Source organism: Aquabacterium sp., from assembly GCF_014378415.1.
Lineage (GTDB): Bacteria > Pseudomonadota > Gammaproteobacteria > Burkholderiales > Burkholderiaceae_C > Aquabacterium.
Window position 1 is genome coordinate 1 of the sequence record NZ_JACMNS010000115.1, and the last position, 16,457, is coordinate 16,457.

At 65.2% G+C, this 16,457-nt stretch carries 12 protein-coding genes, 1 pseudogene and 1 riboswitch; of the genes and pseudogenes, 8 read left to right on the forward strand and 5 right to left on the reverse strand.

Annotation, left to right across the window (positions count from 1 at the left end):
* The first annotated feature begins 20 nt into the window (after positions 1-20).
* Positions 21-725 carry a glutathione binding-like protein gene (locus tag H7225_RS10640; protein WP_290661645.1) on the forward strand — a complete coding sequence of 235 codons (705 nt, stop codon included), beginning with the start codon at positions 21-23 and terminating at the stop codon, positions 723-725.
* A 39-nt stretch (positions 726-764) separates the two neighbouring features.
* Here H7225_RS10640 and H7225_RS10645 read toward each other — a convergent pair whose 3' ends face one another.
* A complete protein-coding gene (locus H7225_RS10645) occupies positions 765-1,949 on the reverse strand; it encodes a D-alanyl-D-alanine carboxypeptidase family protein (protein ID WP_290661627.1) in 1,185 nt (394 codons plus the stop codon).
* A 64-nt stretch (positions 1,950-2,013) separates the two neighbouring features.
* On the reverse strand, positions 2,014-3,105 hold the full coding sequence (locus H7225_RS10650; protein ID WP_290661629.1) for an NADH:flavin oxidoreductase/NADH oxidase: 1,092 nt from the start codon (positions 3,103-3,105) through the stop codon (positions 2,014-2,016).
* 128 nt (positions 3,106-3,233) lie between these two features.
* Positions 3,234-3,351: riboswitch (guanidine-I (ykkC/yxkD leader) on the forward strand.
* Positions 3,352-3,409: 58 nt separating this feature from the next.
* Here H7225_RS10650 and H7225_RS10655 point away from each other — a divergent pair.
* From H7225_RS10655 to H7225_RS10680, 6 genes are all read left to right on the forward strand, one after another.
* Positions 3,410-4,312 carry an ABC transporter permease gene (locus H7225_RS10655; RefSeq protein WP_290661631.1) on the forward strand — a complete coding sequence of 301 codons (903 nt, stop codon included), beginning with the start codon at positions 3,410-3,412 and terminating at the stop codon, positions 4,310-4,312.
* A 4-nt stretch (positions 4,313-4,316) separates the two neighbouring features.
* Positions 4,317-5,198 (forward strand): ABC transporter ATP-binding protein, encoded by an 882-nt coding sequence (locus tag H7225_RS10660; RefSeq protein ID WP_290661633.1) that lies wholly within the window; start codon positions 4,317-4,319, stop codon positions 5,196-5,198.
* Positions 5,199-5,236: 38 nt separating this feature from the next.
* On the forward strand, positions 5,237-6,040 hold the full coding sequence (locus H7225_RS10665) for an urea amidolyase associated protein UAAP1 (protein ID WP_290661648.1): 804 nt from the start codon (positions 5,237-5,239) through the stop codon (positions 6,038-6,040).
* 19 nt (positions 6,041-6,059) lie between these two features.
* On the forward strand, positions 6,060-6,707 hold the full coding sequence (locus tag H7225_RS10670) for an urea amidolyase associated protein UAAP2 (protein ID WP_290661635.1): 648 nt from the start codon (positions 6,060-6,062) through the stop codon (positions 6,705-6,707).
* Positions 6,708-6,714: 7 nt separating this feature from the next.
* Positions 6,715-10,362, forward strand: coding sequence for an urea carboxylase (gene uca, locus H7225_RS10675; protein ID WP_290661637.1), 3,648 nt, complete (start codon positions 6,715-6,717; stop codon positions 10,360-10,362).
* 69 nt (positions 10,363-10,431) lie between these two features.
* On the forward strand, positions 10,432-11,721 hold the full coding sequence (locus tag H7225_RS10680; RefSeq protein ID WP_290661639.1) for a TIGR03862 family flavoprotein: 1,290 nt from the start codon (positions 10,432-10,434) through the stop codon (positions 11,719-11,721).
* On the opposite strand, the gene H7225_RS10685 is transcribed toward H7225_RS10680, so the two are convergent.
* The 3 genes and pseudogenes from H7225_RS10685 to H7225_RS10695 form a co-directional block, all read right to left on the reverse strand.
* Positions 11,715-12,059, reverse strand: a complete 345-nt coding sequence (locus H7225_RS10685) for a hypothetical protein (protein ID WP_290661640.1) — start codon at positions 12,057-12,059, stop codon at positions 11,715-11,717. The genes H7225_RS10680 and H7225_RS10685 overlap by 7 nt on opposite strands.
* 78 nt (positions 12,060-12,137) lie before the next feature.
* Positions 12,138-13,352, reverse strand: a pseudogene (locus H7225_RS10690) (FAD-dependent oxidoreductase); the annotation flags it as partial.
* 25 nt (positions 13,353-13,377) lie between these two features.
* On the reverse strand, positions 13,378-14,643 hold the full coding sequence (locus tag H7225_RS10695) for an MFS transporter (protein WP_290661642.1): 1,266 nt from the start codon (positions 14,641-14,643) through the stop codon (positions 13,378-13,380).
* 293 nt (positions 14,644-14,936) lie between these two features.
* On the opposite strand from H7225_RS10695, the gene H7225_RS10700 reads away from it, so the two are divergent.
* Positions 14,937-16,229 carry a type IV pili methyl-accepting chemotaxis transducer N-terminal domain-containing protein gene (locus H7225_RS10700; RefSeq protein ID WP_290661644.1) on the forward strand — a complete coding sequence of 431 codons (1,293 nt, stop codon included), beginning with the start codon at positions 14,937-14,939 and terminating at the stop codon, positions 16,227-16,229.
* Positions 16,230-16,457: the final 228 nt, after the last annotated feature.

Genomic DNA, 16,457 nt, shown 5'->3' on the forward strand with positions numbered 1-16,457 from the left:
AGAACACCACGAGGCCCGACATGATCGACCTGTACTACTGGACCACGCCCAACGGCCACAAGATCACCTTGTTCCTGGAAGAGGCGCAAGTGCCTTACCGGATCAAGCCCATCAACATCGGCGAGGGCGAGCAGTTCGCGCCTGATTTTTTGCGCATCGCGCCCAACAACCGCATCCCGGCGATCGTAGACCATTCGCCGGTGGATGGTGGCGAGCCGCTGCCTCTGTTCGAATCAGGCGCCATCTTGCTCTACCTGGCGGACAAAACCGGCCAGTTCATCGCACCAGACCTGCGCGGCCGCAATGACACCCTGCAATGGCTGTTCTGGCAGATGGGCGGGCTGGGGCCGATGGCCGGGCAGAACCACCATTTCAGCCAGTACGCGCCTGAAAAGCTTCCCTATGCGATTAAGCGCTACGTGAAAGAAACCGCGCGTCTGTACGCGGTGATGGACAAGCGCCTGGCCGACCGCGAGTTCCTGGCGGGCCAGTACTCCATCGCCGACATGGCCAGCTACCCCTGGGTGGTGCCGCACGAGCGCCAGCAGCAAAACTTGAACGATTTCCCCCACGTCAAGCGCTGGTTCGAGACCATCAAGGCGCGGCCTGCCACGGCGCGCGCCTATGCCAGAGCGGCCGAGGTGAACCCGGGCGATAAGCCCTCGGTGAACGAGGATTCGCGCCAGCACCTGTTCGGGCAGGACGCCAGCACCGTCAAGCGCTGAGCTCCGCCGACTTCGGCCTTACTTCGGCCTTACTCGGCCTTACTTGCTGCTGAAAAACTCGGCCAAGCGCTGCCACAGGCGTTTGAAGAAACCCGCCTGTTCAACCGGCTCCAGCGCCACCAGGGCTTGCTCGCCGTAAGCCAGGCCGTCCAGCGAGATCACCACCTTGCCCAGCACCGCGCCCTTGGCAATGGGTGCGGTGATGCCCGGGGTGATCTGGATGTCCGTCTTGACGTTGGCCGCCTGGCCGCGCGGAATGGTCGCGACCATGGGCGCGGTCAGGCCCACGTTGACCAGGTCCACCTTGCCAAAACGCACCTTGGGCGTGGCCAGGGACACGTTCGCGGCCACGGGCCTGACGTCTTCAAACGAACCAAAAGCCCAGTTGAACAGCGCGCGGGTCTGGTCGGCTCTGGCTTGCATGCTCTTGGCGCCCATGATCACTGAGATCAAACGCATGTCGTTGCGCTTGCTGGAGGCGGTCAGGCAGAAGCCCGCTTCAGCCGTGTGGCCCGTCTTCAAGCCATCGACCGACGAGTCGGTGTACAGCAGCGCATTGCGGTTGCCTTGCTTGATGCCGTTGTACTTGAACTCCTTCTCGGAGTAAATCTTGTAGTAGTCGGAGCTGTCGCGGATGATGGCGCGAGCCAGCAGGGCCAGGTCGTGCGCGGATGCGCGGTGCTGGGGATCAGGCAGGCCGGTGGCGTTGGAGAAGTTGGTGTTCTTCATGCCCAGGCGCTGGGCTTCCTTGTTCATCATGACCGCGAACGAGGCTTCGCTGCCGGCCATGTGCTCGGCGATCGCCTTGGAGGCGTCGTTGCCCGACTGCACGATGATGCCGCGCAGGACGTCGATCACCGTGGCCGAGCCGTGCACCGGCAGGTACATGCAGGATTCGGCACTGGTGCCACGGCACCAGGCGTTTTCGCTGACGCTGACCATGTCGGTGGGCTTGAGGCGGCCTGCTTTCAAGGCTTGCTCGACGATGTAGCTGGTCATCATCTTGGTGAGCGAGGCGGGCGGCAGTGCCTGTTCGGCATTGACTTGCGAGAGGATGCGGCCCGAGTCGAAGTCCATCACCACGTAAGCGGTGTTGTCCAGCGTGGGGGCGGGCGCGATGGCGATCGCGGCCAGGGTCGGCGTGGAAACGGACACGGTAAAGCAGGCGGTGAACACCGCGATTGCCGTTCGCCAGCGGGGCTTGGCTGAGCCAATGTTGTTCATGGGGATCCTTGTTGTTTGTGTGTCGAAGCTGGCGCAAAGCGCAGCAGCGCGAAAACCTGCCAGCCTACCTGAAGATGCGGCTGGCGGAGGGTTGAGAGCGCAGGTACTGTGGCGGCGCCGTGATCTGCGCGCCCAGCTTGGCAGCGGCATGCCAGGGCCAGCGTGGATCGTAGAGCATGGCACGCGCCAAGCCGATGGCGTCCGCCTCGCCCCTGGCAACGATGGCTTCGGCCTGCTCTGGCTCGGTGATCAGGCCCACCGCGATCGTGGGCAAGCCCACTTCGGCCTTGATGCGCTGGGCATGAGGCACCTGGTAGCCAGGCCCCAGCTTGATGTCCTGCGCCGGCGACACGCCGCCCGAGCTGACGTGGATGGCCGCACAACCGAGCGCTTTCAAAGCATGCGTGAAGGCAATGCTGCCCTCGATGTCCCAGCCGCCTGGCACCCAGTCAACCGCGGAAATGCGCGCCCAGACGGGTTTGTCGGCGGGAAAGGCCGCACGCACGGCTTCGAACACTTCCAGCGGAAAGCGCATGCGGTTCTCCAGGCTGCCGCCGTACTGATCCTGCCGGTGATTGGCCAGCGGCGACAGGAACTGGTGCAGCAGGTAGCCATGCGCGGCATGGATTTCGATGCCGTCGATGCCCAGGCGTGCCGCGCGTCGGGCGGACTTGGCGAAGTCGTCCTTCACGCGACCCAGGCCGGCGGCGTCCAGGGCATGGGGCGCGACCTCGCCGTCCGCATGCGGCACGGCCGAGGGCGCCTCGGTTTGCCAGCCTGTGGGTTCATCAGGGCGGATCTGCTGACCGCCCTCCCACGGCACCTTGGTCGAGGCCTTGCGGCCAGCGTGCGCCAACTGGATGCCGATGGCGATGGGCGAATGGGCACGCACGGCCTGGAGGACACGGGCCAGGCCGGCCTCGTTCTCGTCTGAATACAGGCCGAGGTCTTGCGGTGAGATGCGCGCCTGCGGCGACACGCCAGTCGCCTCGATGATCAACAAGCCCGCACCCGACAAAGCCAGGTGCCCCAGGTGGATGAGGTGCCAGTCGCCCGCCGTGCCGTCCGTGGCCGAGTACTGGCACATGGGCGCGATGACGATGCGGTTGGAAAGGCGCAGCGACCCGATCTGCCAGGGTTGAAACAGTTGACTCATGACACGGCCTTTCGCCAAGGTGAACAGGAATCCGTGATTGTGAAGGCTTCACCAAACCGGTGCAATTGTGCTGGCATCAAGCTTGCATAGTCATTGAAAGAGAGAAGCGACGTCTTCAGTCGTTGACTCGAAATGGTGGCTAGGGTTCCGGTTTGGTGCAAATCAAATGCCTGGTCCGAGAGCCATCGGCCTGAGTTGGCACATTCACCAACGCAGGCTCCACGGCGGGACAAAAGCCCGGGAGATTCGCTTCGATTGCTGAAGTGTTCGCTCGTCGCGTCTTTGTCCCACCCTGGAGCCACCCATGCGCCAAGTCTTGCCATCTCACCAGAGTTCAGTGCTCAGCGCCTTGGTTGCGGTCGCCGCGATTGAGGCGCTGCCAGCACCCTTGCCCGACACCACGGCGCAAGTGCCCCGGTCGCCTGGCCTGTGGGCCATCCGCCAGGCCATCCCCTCGTCCGTGTACTGGAGCCTGGCCGGCGTCGGCCTGATCGTGCCGCTGCTGCTGTGGGCCCTGCTGGCCGCCATGGGCACGCTGGACCCGGTCTTCCTGCCCGGCCCCGGTTTGGTGTTGGACCGCGCCAAGGCCTGGTGGGCCGACGGGTTGATGAGCGACATGGGCATCAGCGTGATGCGCGTGGTGGTGGGCTGGGCCTTGTCAGCGCTGTTCGCCATCCCGCTGGGCTTGTTCATCGGCACCTGGCGTTCGGTGCAGGCCCTGCTGGAGCCCCTGATGGACTTTGTGCGCTACATGCCCGCCGTGGCCTTCGTGCCACTGGTGATGGTGTGGGTGGGCATCGATGAAAGCGCCAAGATCGCCATCATCTTCATTGGCACTTTCTTCCAGATGGTGCTGATGGTGGCCGAGGATGTTCGCCGCGTTCCCCTGCCGCAGATTGAAGCCGCACAAACCATGGGCGCCACGCGGATCGAGATCCTGGAGAAGGTGATCGTGCCTTCAGTCAAACCCGCCTTGCTCGACACCCTGCGCATCACCATGGGTTGGGCCTGGACCTACCTGGTGGTGGCCGAACTGGTGGCCGCCAATTCGGGCCTGGGCTATGCGATCTTGAAGGCGCAGCGCTTCTTGCAGACCGACAAGATCTTCGCCGGCATCTTGCTGATCGGCCTGATCGGCCTGCTGATCGACCAGATGTTCCGCCTCGCGCACCGCAAGGCTTTCCCGTGGCTGCACGTCAGAGGTTGAACGCATGAGCACCTTCCCGCCTCCCTTGTCCGTGGGCATCGAATGCCAGGGCCTTTACAAGACCTACCCCGGGGCTTTGAACTCTGCGCTGCAGGACATCAACCTGCACATCGCCCCCAATGAGTTCGTGACCCTGGTGGGCGCCTCGGGCTGTGGCAAATCCACCCTGCTGCGCACCATTGCCGGGCTGGAAACGCACAGCCAGGGTGCCGTGCGTGTGAACGGCCAGCCCATCCACGGGCCCGGGCCGGACCGCGCCATGGTCTTTCAGCACTACAGCCTGTATCCGTGGCTGACGGTGCAGGACAACATCAAGTTCTGCCGTCAGCTCAAGACGCACACGGATGGCCGCACCAGCAGCGATGTGGAGAACGCTGCGGGCCGCGCCGATGCGCTCTTGCGCCTGATGGGCCTGACGCACGTGGCCAAGGCCTACCCGAGCGAGTTGTCGGGTGGCATGCAGCAGCGCGTGGCCATTGCGCGCGCCCTGATGAGCAAGCCGCCGATCATCCTGATGGACGAGCCCTTTGGGGCGCTGGACGCGCAAACGCGCGAGGTCATGCACGACCTGATCATGCACGTGCACAAGCTGGAGCGCACCACCATCGTCTTCGTCACGCACGACGTGGAAGAGGCCATGTACCTGGGCCACCGCGTGGTGCTGATGGCACCGCGCCCGGGCCGCATCGACTCGATCCACGCGGTGCCGTTGCCTTTGATCCGCGATCAGGCCATGAAGCTGTCGCCTGAGTTTTTGCAGCTCAAGCGATTGCTGCTGGACCGCATCCGCGAGACCTCGGGCATGAAGACCGACTTTGAACTGTTGGACCAATTGTGCAAGTCGGCGCAGAACGTGGCCTCGGGCGCGTCTTCATCTTCACATTGATGACCGCATTGATTCAAGAAAGAGGAGCCTTGAAAAACATGGAAAGCTTCACCGAGATCCCGCCCAACCCCTGCGTGGCCGACCCCGTGGACGTGCCAGCGCTGTGGAAGCGCTTCGCACCCGACTTGCCTGAAGACCAGGTGATGTGGTCCGAGATCGTGCCCGGTGGCGGCCACTGGTCTTATGTGATGCCGCGCGGCAGCAGCCTGCGCATGGTGGCACTGGAAGACGGCGCCAACCTCAGCATGGTGTTGTACTCAAGCCGCGAGAAATTGGAGCGCTACAACCTGCCCGACTCGCTGAAGGCGCAGCACACGGCGCACTACACGCGCGGCCACGTGCTGATGAGCGACATGGGCCGCTCGCTGGCCAGCATCACGCTGGACACGGTCGGCTGGCACGACCCCATGGGCGGCCTGCTGGACGCCGAGCGATTGAAGCAGCAATACGGCGAGCGCAGCTTTGACACGCACCGAAACGCCATGTACCGCAGCGGCAAAGATGGCTTGTTGATCGAGATTGGCAAGCATGGCCTGAGCCGCCGCGACCTGATCGCGCCGGTCAACTTCTTCAGCAAGGTCAGCGTCGATGAAGAGGGCTGCTTCCAATTCGCAACTGACCACGCCAAAGCTGGCGCCGCCGTGCAACTGCGCTTCGACATGGACACCTTGATCGCCTTCTCGACCGCGCCGCACCCGCTTGACCCGTCAACGGCCTACGCGCCCAAAAAAATCGGCCTGGCCGCCTGGCGCAGCGGCCCCGCCTTGAAGGACGACTTCTGCCGCACTTTCCGCCCAGAGTGCGCGCGCGCCATCCACAACGCCGACATGCTGTACCTCTGACCTGAAGGACGCCCACACCATGACCGCCACCCGCCTTCAGGAAAGCGCCTTGCAAGCCGAGCGCGCCGTGCTGAATCACAAGCTGCCCTCGGGCGAGCCTTACCTGCTGGAGATCAAGCGAGGCCAGACCTTGCGCATCGTCGACCTGGAAGGCAACCAGGCCGTCGACGTGATCTTCTACAACGCGCAAGACCCGGCCGAGCACTACAGCGCCACCGACACCATGCTGTCGCAAGGCGGCATCTACCTGACCACGGGCACCGTGCTGATGAGCAGCGAAGCGCGCGCCATGCTCACCATCGTGGCCGACACCTGCGGCCGCCACGACACCCTGGGCGGCGCCTGCGCGGCCGAGAGCAACACCGTGCGCTACGCCTTGCAAAAGAAGTTCATGCACAGCTGCCGCGACAACTACCTGATCGCCTTGCAACACGCCGACATCGGGCTGGGCAAGCGCGATTTGGTGCCCAACGTCAACTTCTTCATGAACGTGCCGGTCACGCCTGATGGCGGCCTGAAGTTCGAAGACGGCGTGTCGGGCCCCGGCAAATATGTGGAGCTGCGCGCCGAGATGGACATCCTGATGCTGGTGTCCAACTGCCCCCAGCTCAACAACCCGTGCAACGCCTACAACCCCACCCCCGCGCAATTTTTGATCTGGGACTAACCACACCATGTTCGACACCGTCCTGATCGCCAACCGCGGCGCCATCGCCTGCCGCATCATCCGCACCCTGCGCAAAATGGGCCTGCGCTCTGTGGCCGTGTACTCTGAGGCCGACGCCGACGCGCGCCACGTGGCCATGGCCGATGCCAGCGTTTGCATCGGCCCGGCGCCCGCCGCGCAGAGCTACCTCGATGTGGACCGCATCCTGGCCGCCGCCCGCGAAACCGGCGCGGGCGCCATCCACCCCGGCTACGGCTTCCTGTCAGAGAACCCCGGCTTCGCCGACGCCTGCGAGCAAGCGGGGATCGCCTTCATCGGCCCCACCGGCGGGCAGATGCGCGCTTTTGGTTTGAAGCACACCGCGCGCGCTTTGGCGCAGCAGCACGATGTGCCTTTGCTGCCGGGCAGCGACTTGCTCAACGATGCAGCCGATGCCCGCGTTCAGGCCCAACGCATCGGCTACCCCGTGATGCTGAAAAGCACGGCCGGTGGCGGCGGCATCGGCATGCGCCTGGTGCGCAACGAGGCTGAGCTGGACGCCGCCTACGAGGCCGTCGAACGCCTGGCCCGCAGCAACTTCAAAGACGCTGGCCTCTTCGTGGAAAAATTTGTCGAACACGCCAGGCACATCGAAGTGCAATTGTTCGGCGATGGACGTGGCCACGTGGTGGCCTTGGGCGAACGCGATTGCTCGGCCCAGCGCCGCCACCAGAAGGTCATCGAAGAGACACCCGCGCCCAACCTGAAGCCCGAAACGCGTGACGCACTGTTGAAGGCCGCTGTTCGCCTGGGGCAGGCCGTGAACTACCGCTCCGCCGGCACGGTGGAATACGTGCTCGATGCGGACACGGGCGCCTTCTACTTCCTCGAAGTGAATACCCGCCTGCAGGTGGAGCATGGCGTGACCGAGCAGGTCACCGGCGTCGACCTGGTGGAATGGATGGTGGGCCTGGCGCGCGGCGACCAACTCAACTTGCACGCGCCCGAGCCCAAGGGCGCGTCGATCCAGGTGCGCCTTTATGCTGAAGACCCCTCGCGCAATTTCCAGCCCAGCGCGGGCGTCTTAACCGAAGTGGTCTTCCCCACCGATGTGCGCGTGGACACCTGGGTGGACACCGGCACCGACGTGCCCCCGCACTACGACCCGATGATCGGCAAGCTGATCGTCACCGCCGACACGCGCGAGCAGGCCGTGGCCAAGCTGCAGCAAGCCCTGCTAGATACCCGCCTGGCCGGCATCGAAACCAACCTGCGCTACCTGCGCGCCGTCACCGCCTCCGAGGTTTTCGCGCAAGGCCAGGTCATCACCCAGACCTTGTCGCAACTGGCCTGGCACCCACACGCGTTTGAAGTGCTGGAACCCGGCGTGCAGACCACCGTGCAAGACTGGCCCGGCCGCCAAGGTCATTGGGACGTGGGCGTGCCGCCTTCCGGCCCGATGGACGACCTGCACCTGCGCTTGGCCAATCAACGGGTTGGCAACCCACCCGATGCTGCCGCGTTGGAATGCACGCTGTCCGGCCCGACCCTGCGCTTCCACGATGACCTGGTGATCGCGCTCAGCGGTGCACCCATGGCCGCCACGCTCGACGGCATCGCCTTGCCCATGAACCAGGCCGTGAAGGCCCGCGCAGGCCAGACGCTGAAGCTAGGCGCCGTGCCTCAAGGCCTGCCAGGCACGCGCAGCTACCTGGCCGTGCAAGGTGGCCTGGACGTGCCCCTGTACCTGGGCAGCCGCAGCACCTTCACCTTGGGCCAGTTCGGCGGCCACGCAGGCCGCACCTTGCGCACCGGCGACCTGCTGCACGTGTGGCCCGTTGACGCCGACATCCCCACGGCCCAAGCCCCAAGCGCATTGAACGGCCCCGCCCCCACCCTGGTCCGGCAATGGGACATCGGCGTGCTTTACGGCCCCCACGGCGCGCCCGACTTTTTCACGCTGGAGGACATCACCACCTTCTTCGCCACCCACTGGCAGGTGCACTACAACTCCAGCCGCACCGGCGTGCGCCTCATCGGCCCCAAGCCCCACTGGGCACGCACCGATGGCGGCGAAGCGGGCCTGCACCCCTCCAACATCCACGACAACGCCTACGCCATTGGCGCCATCGATTTCACGGGCGACATGCCCGTCATCCTTGGCCCCGATGGCCCCAGCCTGGGCGGCTTCGTCTGCCCCGCCGTGGTTGTGGCCGCCGAGCGCTGGAAGCTGGGCCAGCTCAAGCCTGGCGACACCATCCGCTTCCAGGCCCTGAGCGCCGAACAAGCCCAAGCTTTGCTCAAGGCGCAAGAAGCCTGGTTGGCCGGCAACGGCTCACTGCCATCGCTGCCAGCAGGCGTGCCCGCTGATGAGGTCGCCAGCACCCTGTCGCCCATCGTCCACCAACGCGCTGCCCAAACCACCCTGCAAGGCGAGCAACCCGCCCTGTGCATCCGCCAGGCCGGCGACCGCTACCTGCTGATCGAGTTTGGCCCCCTGGTGCTGGACCTCACCCTGCGCTTTCGCGTGCACGCGTTGATGGCCTGGCTGCAAGCGCGCCGCGATGCCAACGTGCTGCCCGGCATCATCGACATGACCCCCGGCATCCGCTCACTGCAGATCCACTTCGACCCGTGTGTACTGCCCCGCACCGAGCTGCTCACCGCCTTGCAAAGCGCCGATGAACAACTCGGCAGCATTGACGACATCGTGGTCCCCACGCGCACCGTGTGGCTGCCCTTGTCGTGGGACGACAGCGCCACCAAGCTGGCCATCGACAAGTACATGCAATCGGTGCGCGCCGACGCGCCCTGGTGCCCCAGCAACATCGAGTTCATCCGCCGCATCAACGGCCTGGACAGCATTGACGATGTGAAGCGCATCGTCTTCGACGCCAGCTACCTCGTCATGGGCCTGGGCGACGTCTACCTGGGCGCACCCGTGGCCACACCGCTGGACCCGCGCCACCGCCTGGTCACCACCAAGTACAACCCCGCCCGCACCTGGACGCCCGAGAACGCCGTGGGCATCGGCGGCGCCTACCTGTGCGTCTACGGCATGGAAGGCCCCGGCGGCTACCAGTTCGTGGGCCGCACCCTCCAGATGTGGAACCGCTGGCGCGACGAGCGCAGCGGCGCGATGGACTTCGAAGCCGGCAAGCCCTGGCTGCTGCGCTTCTTTGACCAGATCCGCTTTTACCCGGTCGGCGAAGCAGAACTGCTGCAACTGCGCCGCGACTTCCCTGCTGGCCGCTTCAAACTCAAGGTCGAGCATGGGCAATTCAGCCTGGCCGACTACCAACGTTTTTTGGCCGATGAAGCGCCCAGCATCACCGCCTTCAAATCCCAACAGCAAGCGTCTTTTGATGCCGAACGCGAACGCTGGAAGGCCAGCGGCCAGGACGGCAGCCTGAGCGAGCTGGACGTCAACCCACCGGCCGATGCCCTGGCCTTGCCGCCCGGCGCCCGCGCCGTCGCCAGCCCCGTGCCCGGCAGCGTCTGGAAAGTCCTGGTGGCCGAAGGCGATGTGGTGACCGAAGGGCAGACGCTGGCCTTGGTCGAGTCCATGAAGATGGAGTTCCCCGTGCTGGCCCCGTCGGATGGCACCGTGCTGCAGGTGCGCTGCAAGGAGGGCAGTGGCGTCACGGCGGGCCAGGATGTGGTTGTGATGGCCTGAAAGCGGTCGGCGTGCGACACTCGGCGGCTGTTTTCTGATCCCAGGGGCACCCGCCCCGCGCCTGCCGCCATGTCCACCCCCACGCCCTCCCCCGCCCAAGCCCCGCACGTCATCGTCATTGGGGGCGGCCCAGCCGGCCTGATGGCCGCTGAAACCCTGGCGGCGGGTGGCGCGCAGGTTGACGTCTACGACGCCATGCCCTCGGTGGGCCGCAAGTTTTTGCTGGCCGGCAAAGGTGGCCTCAACCTCACCCACGCCGAACCCCTCGACAACTTACTGGGCCGTTACGGACCACGCCAAGCCGCGCTCACACCGCTGATCAACGCCTTCAACCCGCAAGCCCTGCGCGACTGGTCCCAAGCCCTGGGCATCGACACCTTCGTGGGCACGTCGAACCGCGTTTTCCCCAAAGACATGAAGGCCGCGCCCTTGCTGCGCGCCTGGCTGCACCGCCTGCGCGAAGCCGGCGTGCGCTTTCACATGCGCCACCGCTGGCAAGGCTGGGCGTCCGACGGCGCCCTGACATTCACCTCCCCCCAAGGCGAAGTCACCGCCCAAGCCGACGCAACCGTGCTGGCCCTGGGTGGCGCCAGTTGGGCCCGCCTGGGCTCCGATGGCGCCTGGGTGCCCTGGCTGCAAGCGCGCGGTGCCGACGTCGCCCCGCTCAAGCCGTCCAACTGCGGATTCGACGTGGCTCCCACCGCCCCCGGCCGCACCGGCTGGAGCGACCACCTGCGAGACCGTTTTGCTGGCCACCCCATCAAGCCGGTGGCCATGAGCTTCACCGATGCCCAAGGCCACACGCACCGCCAGCAAGGCGAGTTCGTCCTCACCTTCACCGGCCTGGAAGGCAGCCTGGTCTATGCCTTCTCGGCCCGCATCCGCGATGCCATCGAGGCCCAGGGCTCGGCCACCGTCCACCTCGACCTGCTGCCATCGCACACGGCCGAGCAAGTGCTGACCGAGACCAAGCGCCCACGCGGGCCGCGCAGCCTGTCCACGCACCTGAAGAGCTGCCTGGGCATCCAGGGCGTGAAGATGGCGTGGTTGCACGAGGTGCTCACCCCGGCGCAATTGGCCGACCCGGTGCAACTGGCCCAATTGCTCAAGGCCCTGCCCGTGACCTTGGCCGCGGCCCGCCCCATCGACGAGGCCATCAGCACCGCCGGCGGTGTGCGCTTTGAATCACTGACCGCCCAGCAGATGCTGCCCACCATCCCCGGCGTGTTCTGCGCTGGCGAGATGCTGGACTGGGAAGCCCCCACTGGCGGCTACCTGCTCACCGCCACCATGGCCACCGGCAAAACAGCCGGCCAAGGCGTGCTGGATTGGTGGCGCGCACAGCCAGCGGTTCAGTGATGGGCCTGGCCCGCGCCGAACACCCGCTCCAGTTCGGCAAAATAAGGGTCGGCGTCCCCGTCGCCCTCCAGCGGGCAGCTCTGTGCTGACATCAGCAAATGCCGCTTGCTGACCTGGTCGGCTGAGCGCAGCAACACCGCCACCGCCTGCGTCACACCCTCGGGGAAATCCCACTCCTTGGCGATGCGGATCACCTCGCTCACCAGCGCCGGATCCTTGGCCAGGTGGTCGGCCAGTTCGCGAGGTGACACATCGGCGCGGAGCACCAGGCGCAAGAGCACCATTTGCTCGGTCAGATCGGCGTCGCCCAGGCGCAACTGCCCCAAAGACAGCAGCAAGGCGCTGAAACGGACGTCAGCCGGCGAACTTGCGCGGCGTCACACCGCCAAGGCGCTGGCCTGGCGGGTTTCATGGAGGCCCACGCTGGCCTCGCCAAACATCAACCAATCTCGCACGCCGGCCACGCACTGCCCCTCGCGGATCAGCTTGAAGTAGTAGCTGCCGTCCACCGTGTCGCCATACAGGCAGGCGCCGATCAGCTTGTTGTCGCGCAGCACCAGCTTCTTGTAGACACCACTGAACGGGTCGGACAGCAGGATCTCTTCCGTACCCTCGCCGCCCATGAAGTCGCCTGCCGAGAACAGGTCAATGCCCGTCACCTTGAGCTTGGTGGACACCTGCGAGCCCAGGTAGCGCCCAATGCCATGCATGGCCAGGTGGTTGGCGCACACCTTGCCCTGGTCAAACAGCGGGGCCACCAGGCCGTAAGCAATGCCCCGGTGCGCCGCGCATTCGCCCACCGAGTACACACGCGGGTCGGTCACCGTCTGCATGGTGTCGGTGACGACGATGCCGCGGTTGCAATGCAGGCCGATCTTCTCGGCCAGGCCGGTGTTGGGCCGCACGCCAGCGGCCATGACCACCAGGTCGGCCAGCACCTCGGTGCCATCCTTGAACTTGACCGATTGCACGCGCCCGTCGGCATTGCCCACCAACTCTTGCGTCTGCGCGCCGATCATGAATTTCAGGCCACGGTCTTCCAGCGACTTTTGCAGCAGCTTGGCGGCCACGTCGTCCAGCTGGCGCTCCATCAGCCAGGGCGCGATGTGCACCACGGTCACGCTCATGCCGCGCAGCATCAGACCGTTGGCCGCTTCCAGGCCCAACAAGCCACCGCCAATCACCACCGCGTGTTGGTGCGTGGTGGCCGTCTCGATCATCGTGTTCGTGTCGGCGATGTCGCGGTAGGCGATCACGCCGGTCAAGTCCTTGCCGGGCACGGGCAGGATGAAAGGGTTGGAGCCCGTGGCGATCAGCAGGCGGTCGTACTCGGCCTGCGTGCCGTCTTGCGCTGTGACGATGCGCTTTTGGCGGTCAATGCTGACCACCGTCTTGTTCAAGTGCAGCGTGATGCCATGGTCGGCATACCAGGCCAATGGATTGAGGATGATCTCGTCCACCGTTTGCTCGCCCGCCAGCACGGGCGACAGCATGATGCGGTTGTAGTTGGGATGCGGTTCGGCGCCGAACACCGTGATCTCGTACAGATCCGGGGCAATCTTCAGCAGCTCTTCCAGCGTGCGGACGCCGGCCATGCCGTTGCCCACCATCACCAACTTCATCTTCTTCATGGCCATGGTCTTTCTTGTTCCAGGGTCAATCCGCGCGGCGCAGACCGGCAGGCGCTTGTGGCGCCGGGGTTGCGGGAGGGGCAGCACGGGCGCGCCCACCTTTTTCGGCCCAGGTGCGCGTCCAGCGAACCTGCATGATGCGCATCACCACCAGCATGATCACGGCCAACACCGAGAACAGCACGAAGCCCCACAGGTAGGTGCCCAGGTACTGCTTGGACAGGCCCATCGCATTGGGAACCAAGCCGCCGCCCAGGGCACCGATTTCACCAATCATCGAGCCGGCCACGGCCGTGCTCAAAGGCCAGCGCAACGGCACCAGTTGGAACAAAGCGCCATTGCCCGCGCCCAACGCCGCAAAGCAGGTGATGAGCAGCAGCGTCGTCATGATCAAGGACGATGAGGACAGGCCCACCAAGGTCAAGGTGACCGCGACGACCACCAGCACGATGGTCAGCGTGTTCAAACCACCCCAGTGGTCCGAGATCCAGCCGCCCAGAACGCGAACGAAGGCGCCCATGAAGGCCGCCAGCATCGTCAGCTGACCGGCTTGCACCTTGCTGACGCCGAACTGATCGTAGTAATACGTGGGCAGGAAGGTGATCAGGCCGATGAAGCCGCCAAAGGTCACGCCATAGATCAGGCTGAAAACCCAGCCGTCTTTCTCAAACAGGCAGGCGATGTGCTCGCGAAAACCGGCGTGCTTGTCCACATCGGGCGGCTCTTTTGCAAACAACACCATCACCACCATGGGCACCAGGATGGCCACGGCGGCCACGCCATACACCGCTTGCCAGCCCAGCCACTGGGCCAAGGGTGGCGCCACCAGCACCGACACCGCCGTGCCCACATTGCCAGCCCCAACCAGGCCCATGGCCAGCCCCTTGTGCTGCGGCGGGAACCAGCCCGAGCCCAGCGACAAGGCCACGCCAAAGCTCGCACCGGCGATGCCCAGCAGCACGCCCATCTTCAACAGATCAGAGAACTCGTGCACCATGAACACGCCGTACAGCATGGCCAGAGCGATCATGCCCATTTCAACCAGCGTGGCGTTCTTGCGCCCGATGTACTGCGACAAAAGGCCCAGCGGAAAACGCATGACCGCGCCCGCGAGGATGGGGATCGACAGCATCAGGCCCTTCTGGGCCGGTGTCAGGTTGAAGGTCTCGCTGATGAAAGGCGCCATGGCGCCGTTGAGCACCCAGATGCAACACGAGAACGAGAAGTACAGGAAGGCCGCGAACAGGGTCGGGCTGTGGCCGCTTCTTAGAAATGTTCTGAAATTGGACATGGCAATGAGCGGTGCAAAAAATAGGCGAACAAAACCTCGCCGGATGCTTTGAAGTGCACCTGGAAAGGCAGGAGAAAATGGAAACAGCCCGCTGACCAGATTTGGCCCGGGCGATGGTGCTTGAGGTGGGCTGCCGCAGTGGCAGGCTTCAAGCTTTGCTGCGGTGCCTCGTTGCACCACGGGAAAATCCATGCAATATGCGCGCCAAGGTGCCGTCGCGCCCCAGAATGTCAGACTTTTCAAACCCTTCACCGAGCACCAACCATGTGGTTTTCAATGCGAAAGCACCGCCCATGAGCCTCACCTTGCTGGTGATGTCATCGCCTGGCGTCGCCCCGACACCAGCGCATGCACTGCTTCAAGAAGGCACACTGGGGCCCGCCTGGAAGGTGCTGGACGGTGGCGATTGCCATCAATTGGTGCATCAATTTAATGCGCACGCACCGAATCAGGTCGTGCTGCTGGGGCCAGCCGCCTCGGTGGTGGCCGATGCGATCGGCGCCTGGAACGGCACGCCCCCCTGCGCGGTGACTTGGGTGGGCGCCAACCCCGGCCAGGACGAGTTGGCCCAGTTGCTGGACCTGGGCCTGACCGGCTGGTGGCCCGACGCTGGCCTGTCAGCGCCGGCCTTGGCCACTGGGCTGGCCCTGGATGGCCAGCGCTGGCAACGCCATGCGGCACTGGTGCAAGCCTTGGGGCAGGTGCAGGGGCAACTGAGCGACCGCAAATACCTGGACCGCGCCAAAGGCGTCATTGCACAGGCGCGCGGGCTGGACGAAGACGAAGCCTTCAAGCTGCTGCGTGGCGCCGCCATGCACGCCAAGTTGAAGATTGGCGACGTGTCCCGCTCGGTGATTGAAGCCGCCGCTTGGGCCGAGGCCCTGAACCGCGCGGGCCAGTTGCGCATGCTGTCGCAACGCCTGGTCAAACTGGCGGCACAGCGCTTGGCCGGCGTGGATGCGCACCGCGCCCGCAAATTGCAAGAAGACTCCGAGCAACGCGCTCAGGCCAACCTGGATTTCTTGTCGACCCTGCCGCAACTGGGCGCCCAGGGCCAGGCCTTGCCCGATGCCGTGGCCAGAGCGCAAGCCGCCTGGTCGGTCTTGCAAACCACCCTGGCGCAACGCAAATCGGCGGCCGTGCTGAAGCAAGCCGACGACAAGGCCAACGCCCTGTTGATGCAGGCCGAAGCCCTGGTGAGCGAACTGGAAACCGCCTCGGGCCGACGCGCCTTGAACGTGGTCAACCTGTGCGGCCGCCAACGCATGCTCGCGCAGCGCCTGGCCAAAGACGCCCTGCTGGCCGAGATGCTGGACGACAACGCACGCCGGGAGGGCTTCGCGCAGCTGAAATCCGAATTCGAAGCCGCCTTGCTGGAGCTGGAGCTGGCCCCGCTGTCCAGCCCCGAGATCCGCGATGCCCTCAAGGCTGCCCGCGAAGAATGGACCCGGCTGCTGTCGGGCCTGCGCTTTCTGGACAAGTCGGAAAGCCGCGTGGCCATCAGCCGGGCCAGCGAAGTGCTGCTGGACGTGTTTGAAGGCCTGACCGCGTTGTATGAGCGCAGCCTGCAGGTCATCATGTCGTGAGGGGGTGGCATGGGCGATGCGCTGCAGCACCTCGGCGCGTTGGCGCACCTCGCACACCTTGCGGCCAAAGCTGATCAGCTCCTGCGTGGTCGGACAGGCCTTGGTGTGGTGCGTGCCGGCAAAGAGCTTGAGGGCCAGCGTGCGGTCTTCCAGCTCCGGCCCGCTCTCATAGCGCGTGTAGCGGTAGATGTCCGTGGTCACCACGTCGAACATGGGCGCCAGCCAGGC

Coding starts and splice junctions, on each gene's coding strand:
- H7225_RS10640 (WP_290661645.1), top strand. CDS start 21: ATGATCGACCTGTACTACTGGACCACGCCCAACGGCCACAAGATCACC.
- H7225_RS10645 (WP_290661627.1), bottom strand. CDS start 1,949: ATGAACAACATTGGCTCAGCCAAGCCCCGCTGGCGAACGGCAATCGCG.
- H7225_RS10650 (WP_290661629.1), bottom strand. CDS start 3,105: ATGAGTCAACTGTTTCAACCCTGGCAGATCGGGTCGCTGCGCCTTTCC.
- H7225_RS10655 (WP_290661631.1), top strand. CDS start 3,410: ATGCGCCAAGTCTTGCCATCTCACCAGAGTTCAGTGCTCAGCGCCTTG.
- H7225_RS10660 (WP_290661633.1), top strand. CDS start 4,317: ATGAGCACCTTCCCGCCTCCCTTGTCCGTGGGCATCGAATGCCAGGGC.
- H7225_RS10665 (WP_290661648.1), top strand. CDS start 5,237: ATGGAAAGCTTCACCGAGATCCCGCCCAACCCCTGCGTGGCCGACCCC.
- H7225_RS10670 (WP_290661635.1), top strand. CDS start 6,060: ATGACCGCCACCCGCCTTCAGGAAAGCGCCTTGCAAGCCGAGCGCGCC.
- uca (WP_290661637.1), top strand. CDS start 6,715: ATGTTCGACACCGTCCTGATCGCCAACCGCGGCGCCATCGCCTGCCGC.
- H7225_RS10680 (WP_290661639.1), top strand. CDS start 10,432: ATGTCCACCCCCACGCCCTCCCCCGCCCAAGCCCCGCACGTCATCGTC.
- H7225_RS10695 (WP_290661642.1), bottom strand. CDS start 14,643: ATGTCCAATTTCAGAACATTTCTAAGAAGCGGCCACAGCCCGACCCTG.
- H7225_RS10700 (WP_290661644.1), top strand. CDS start 14,937: ATGAGCCTCACCTTGCTGGTGATGTCATCGCCTGGCGTCGCCCCGACA.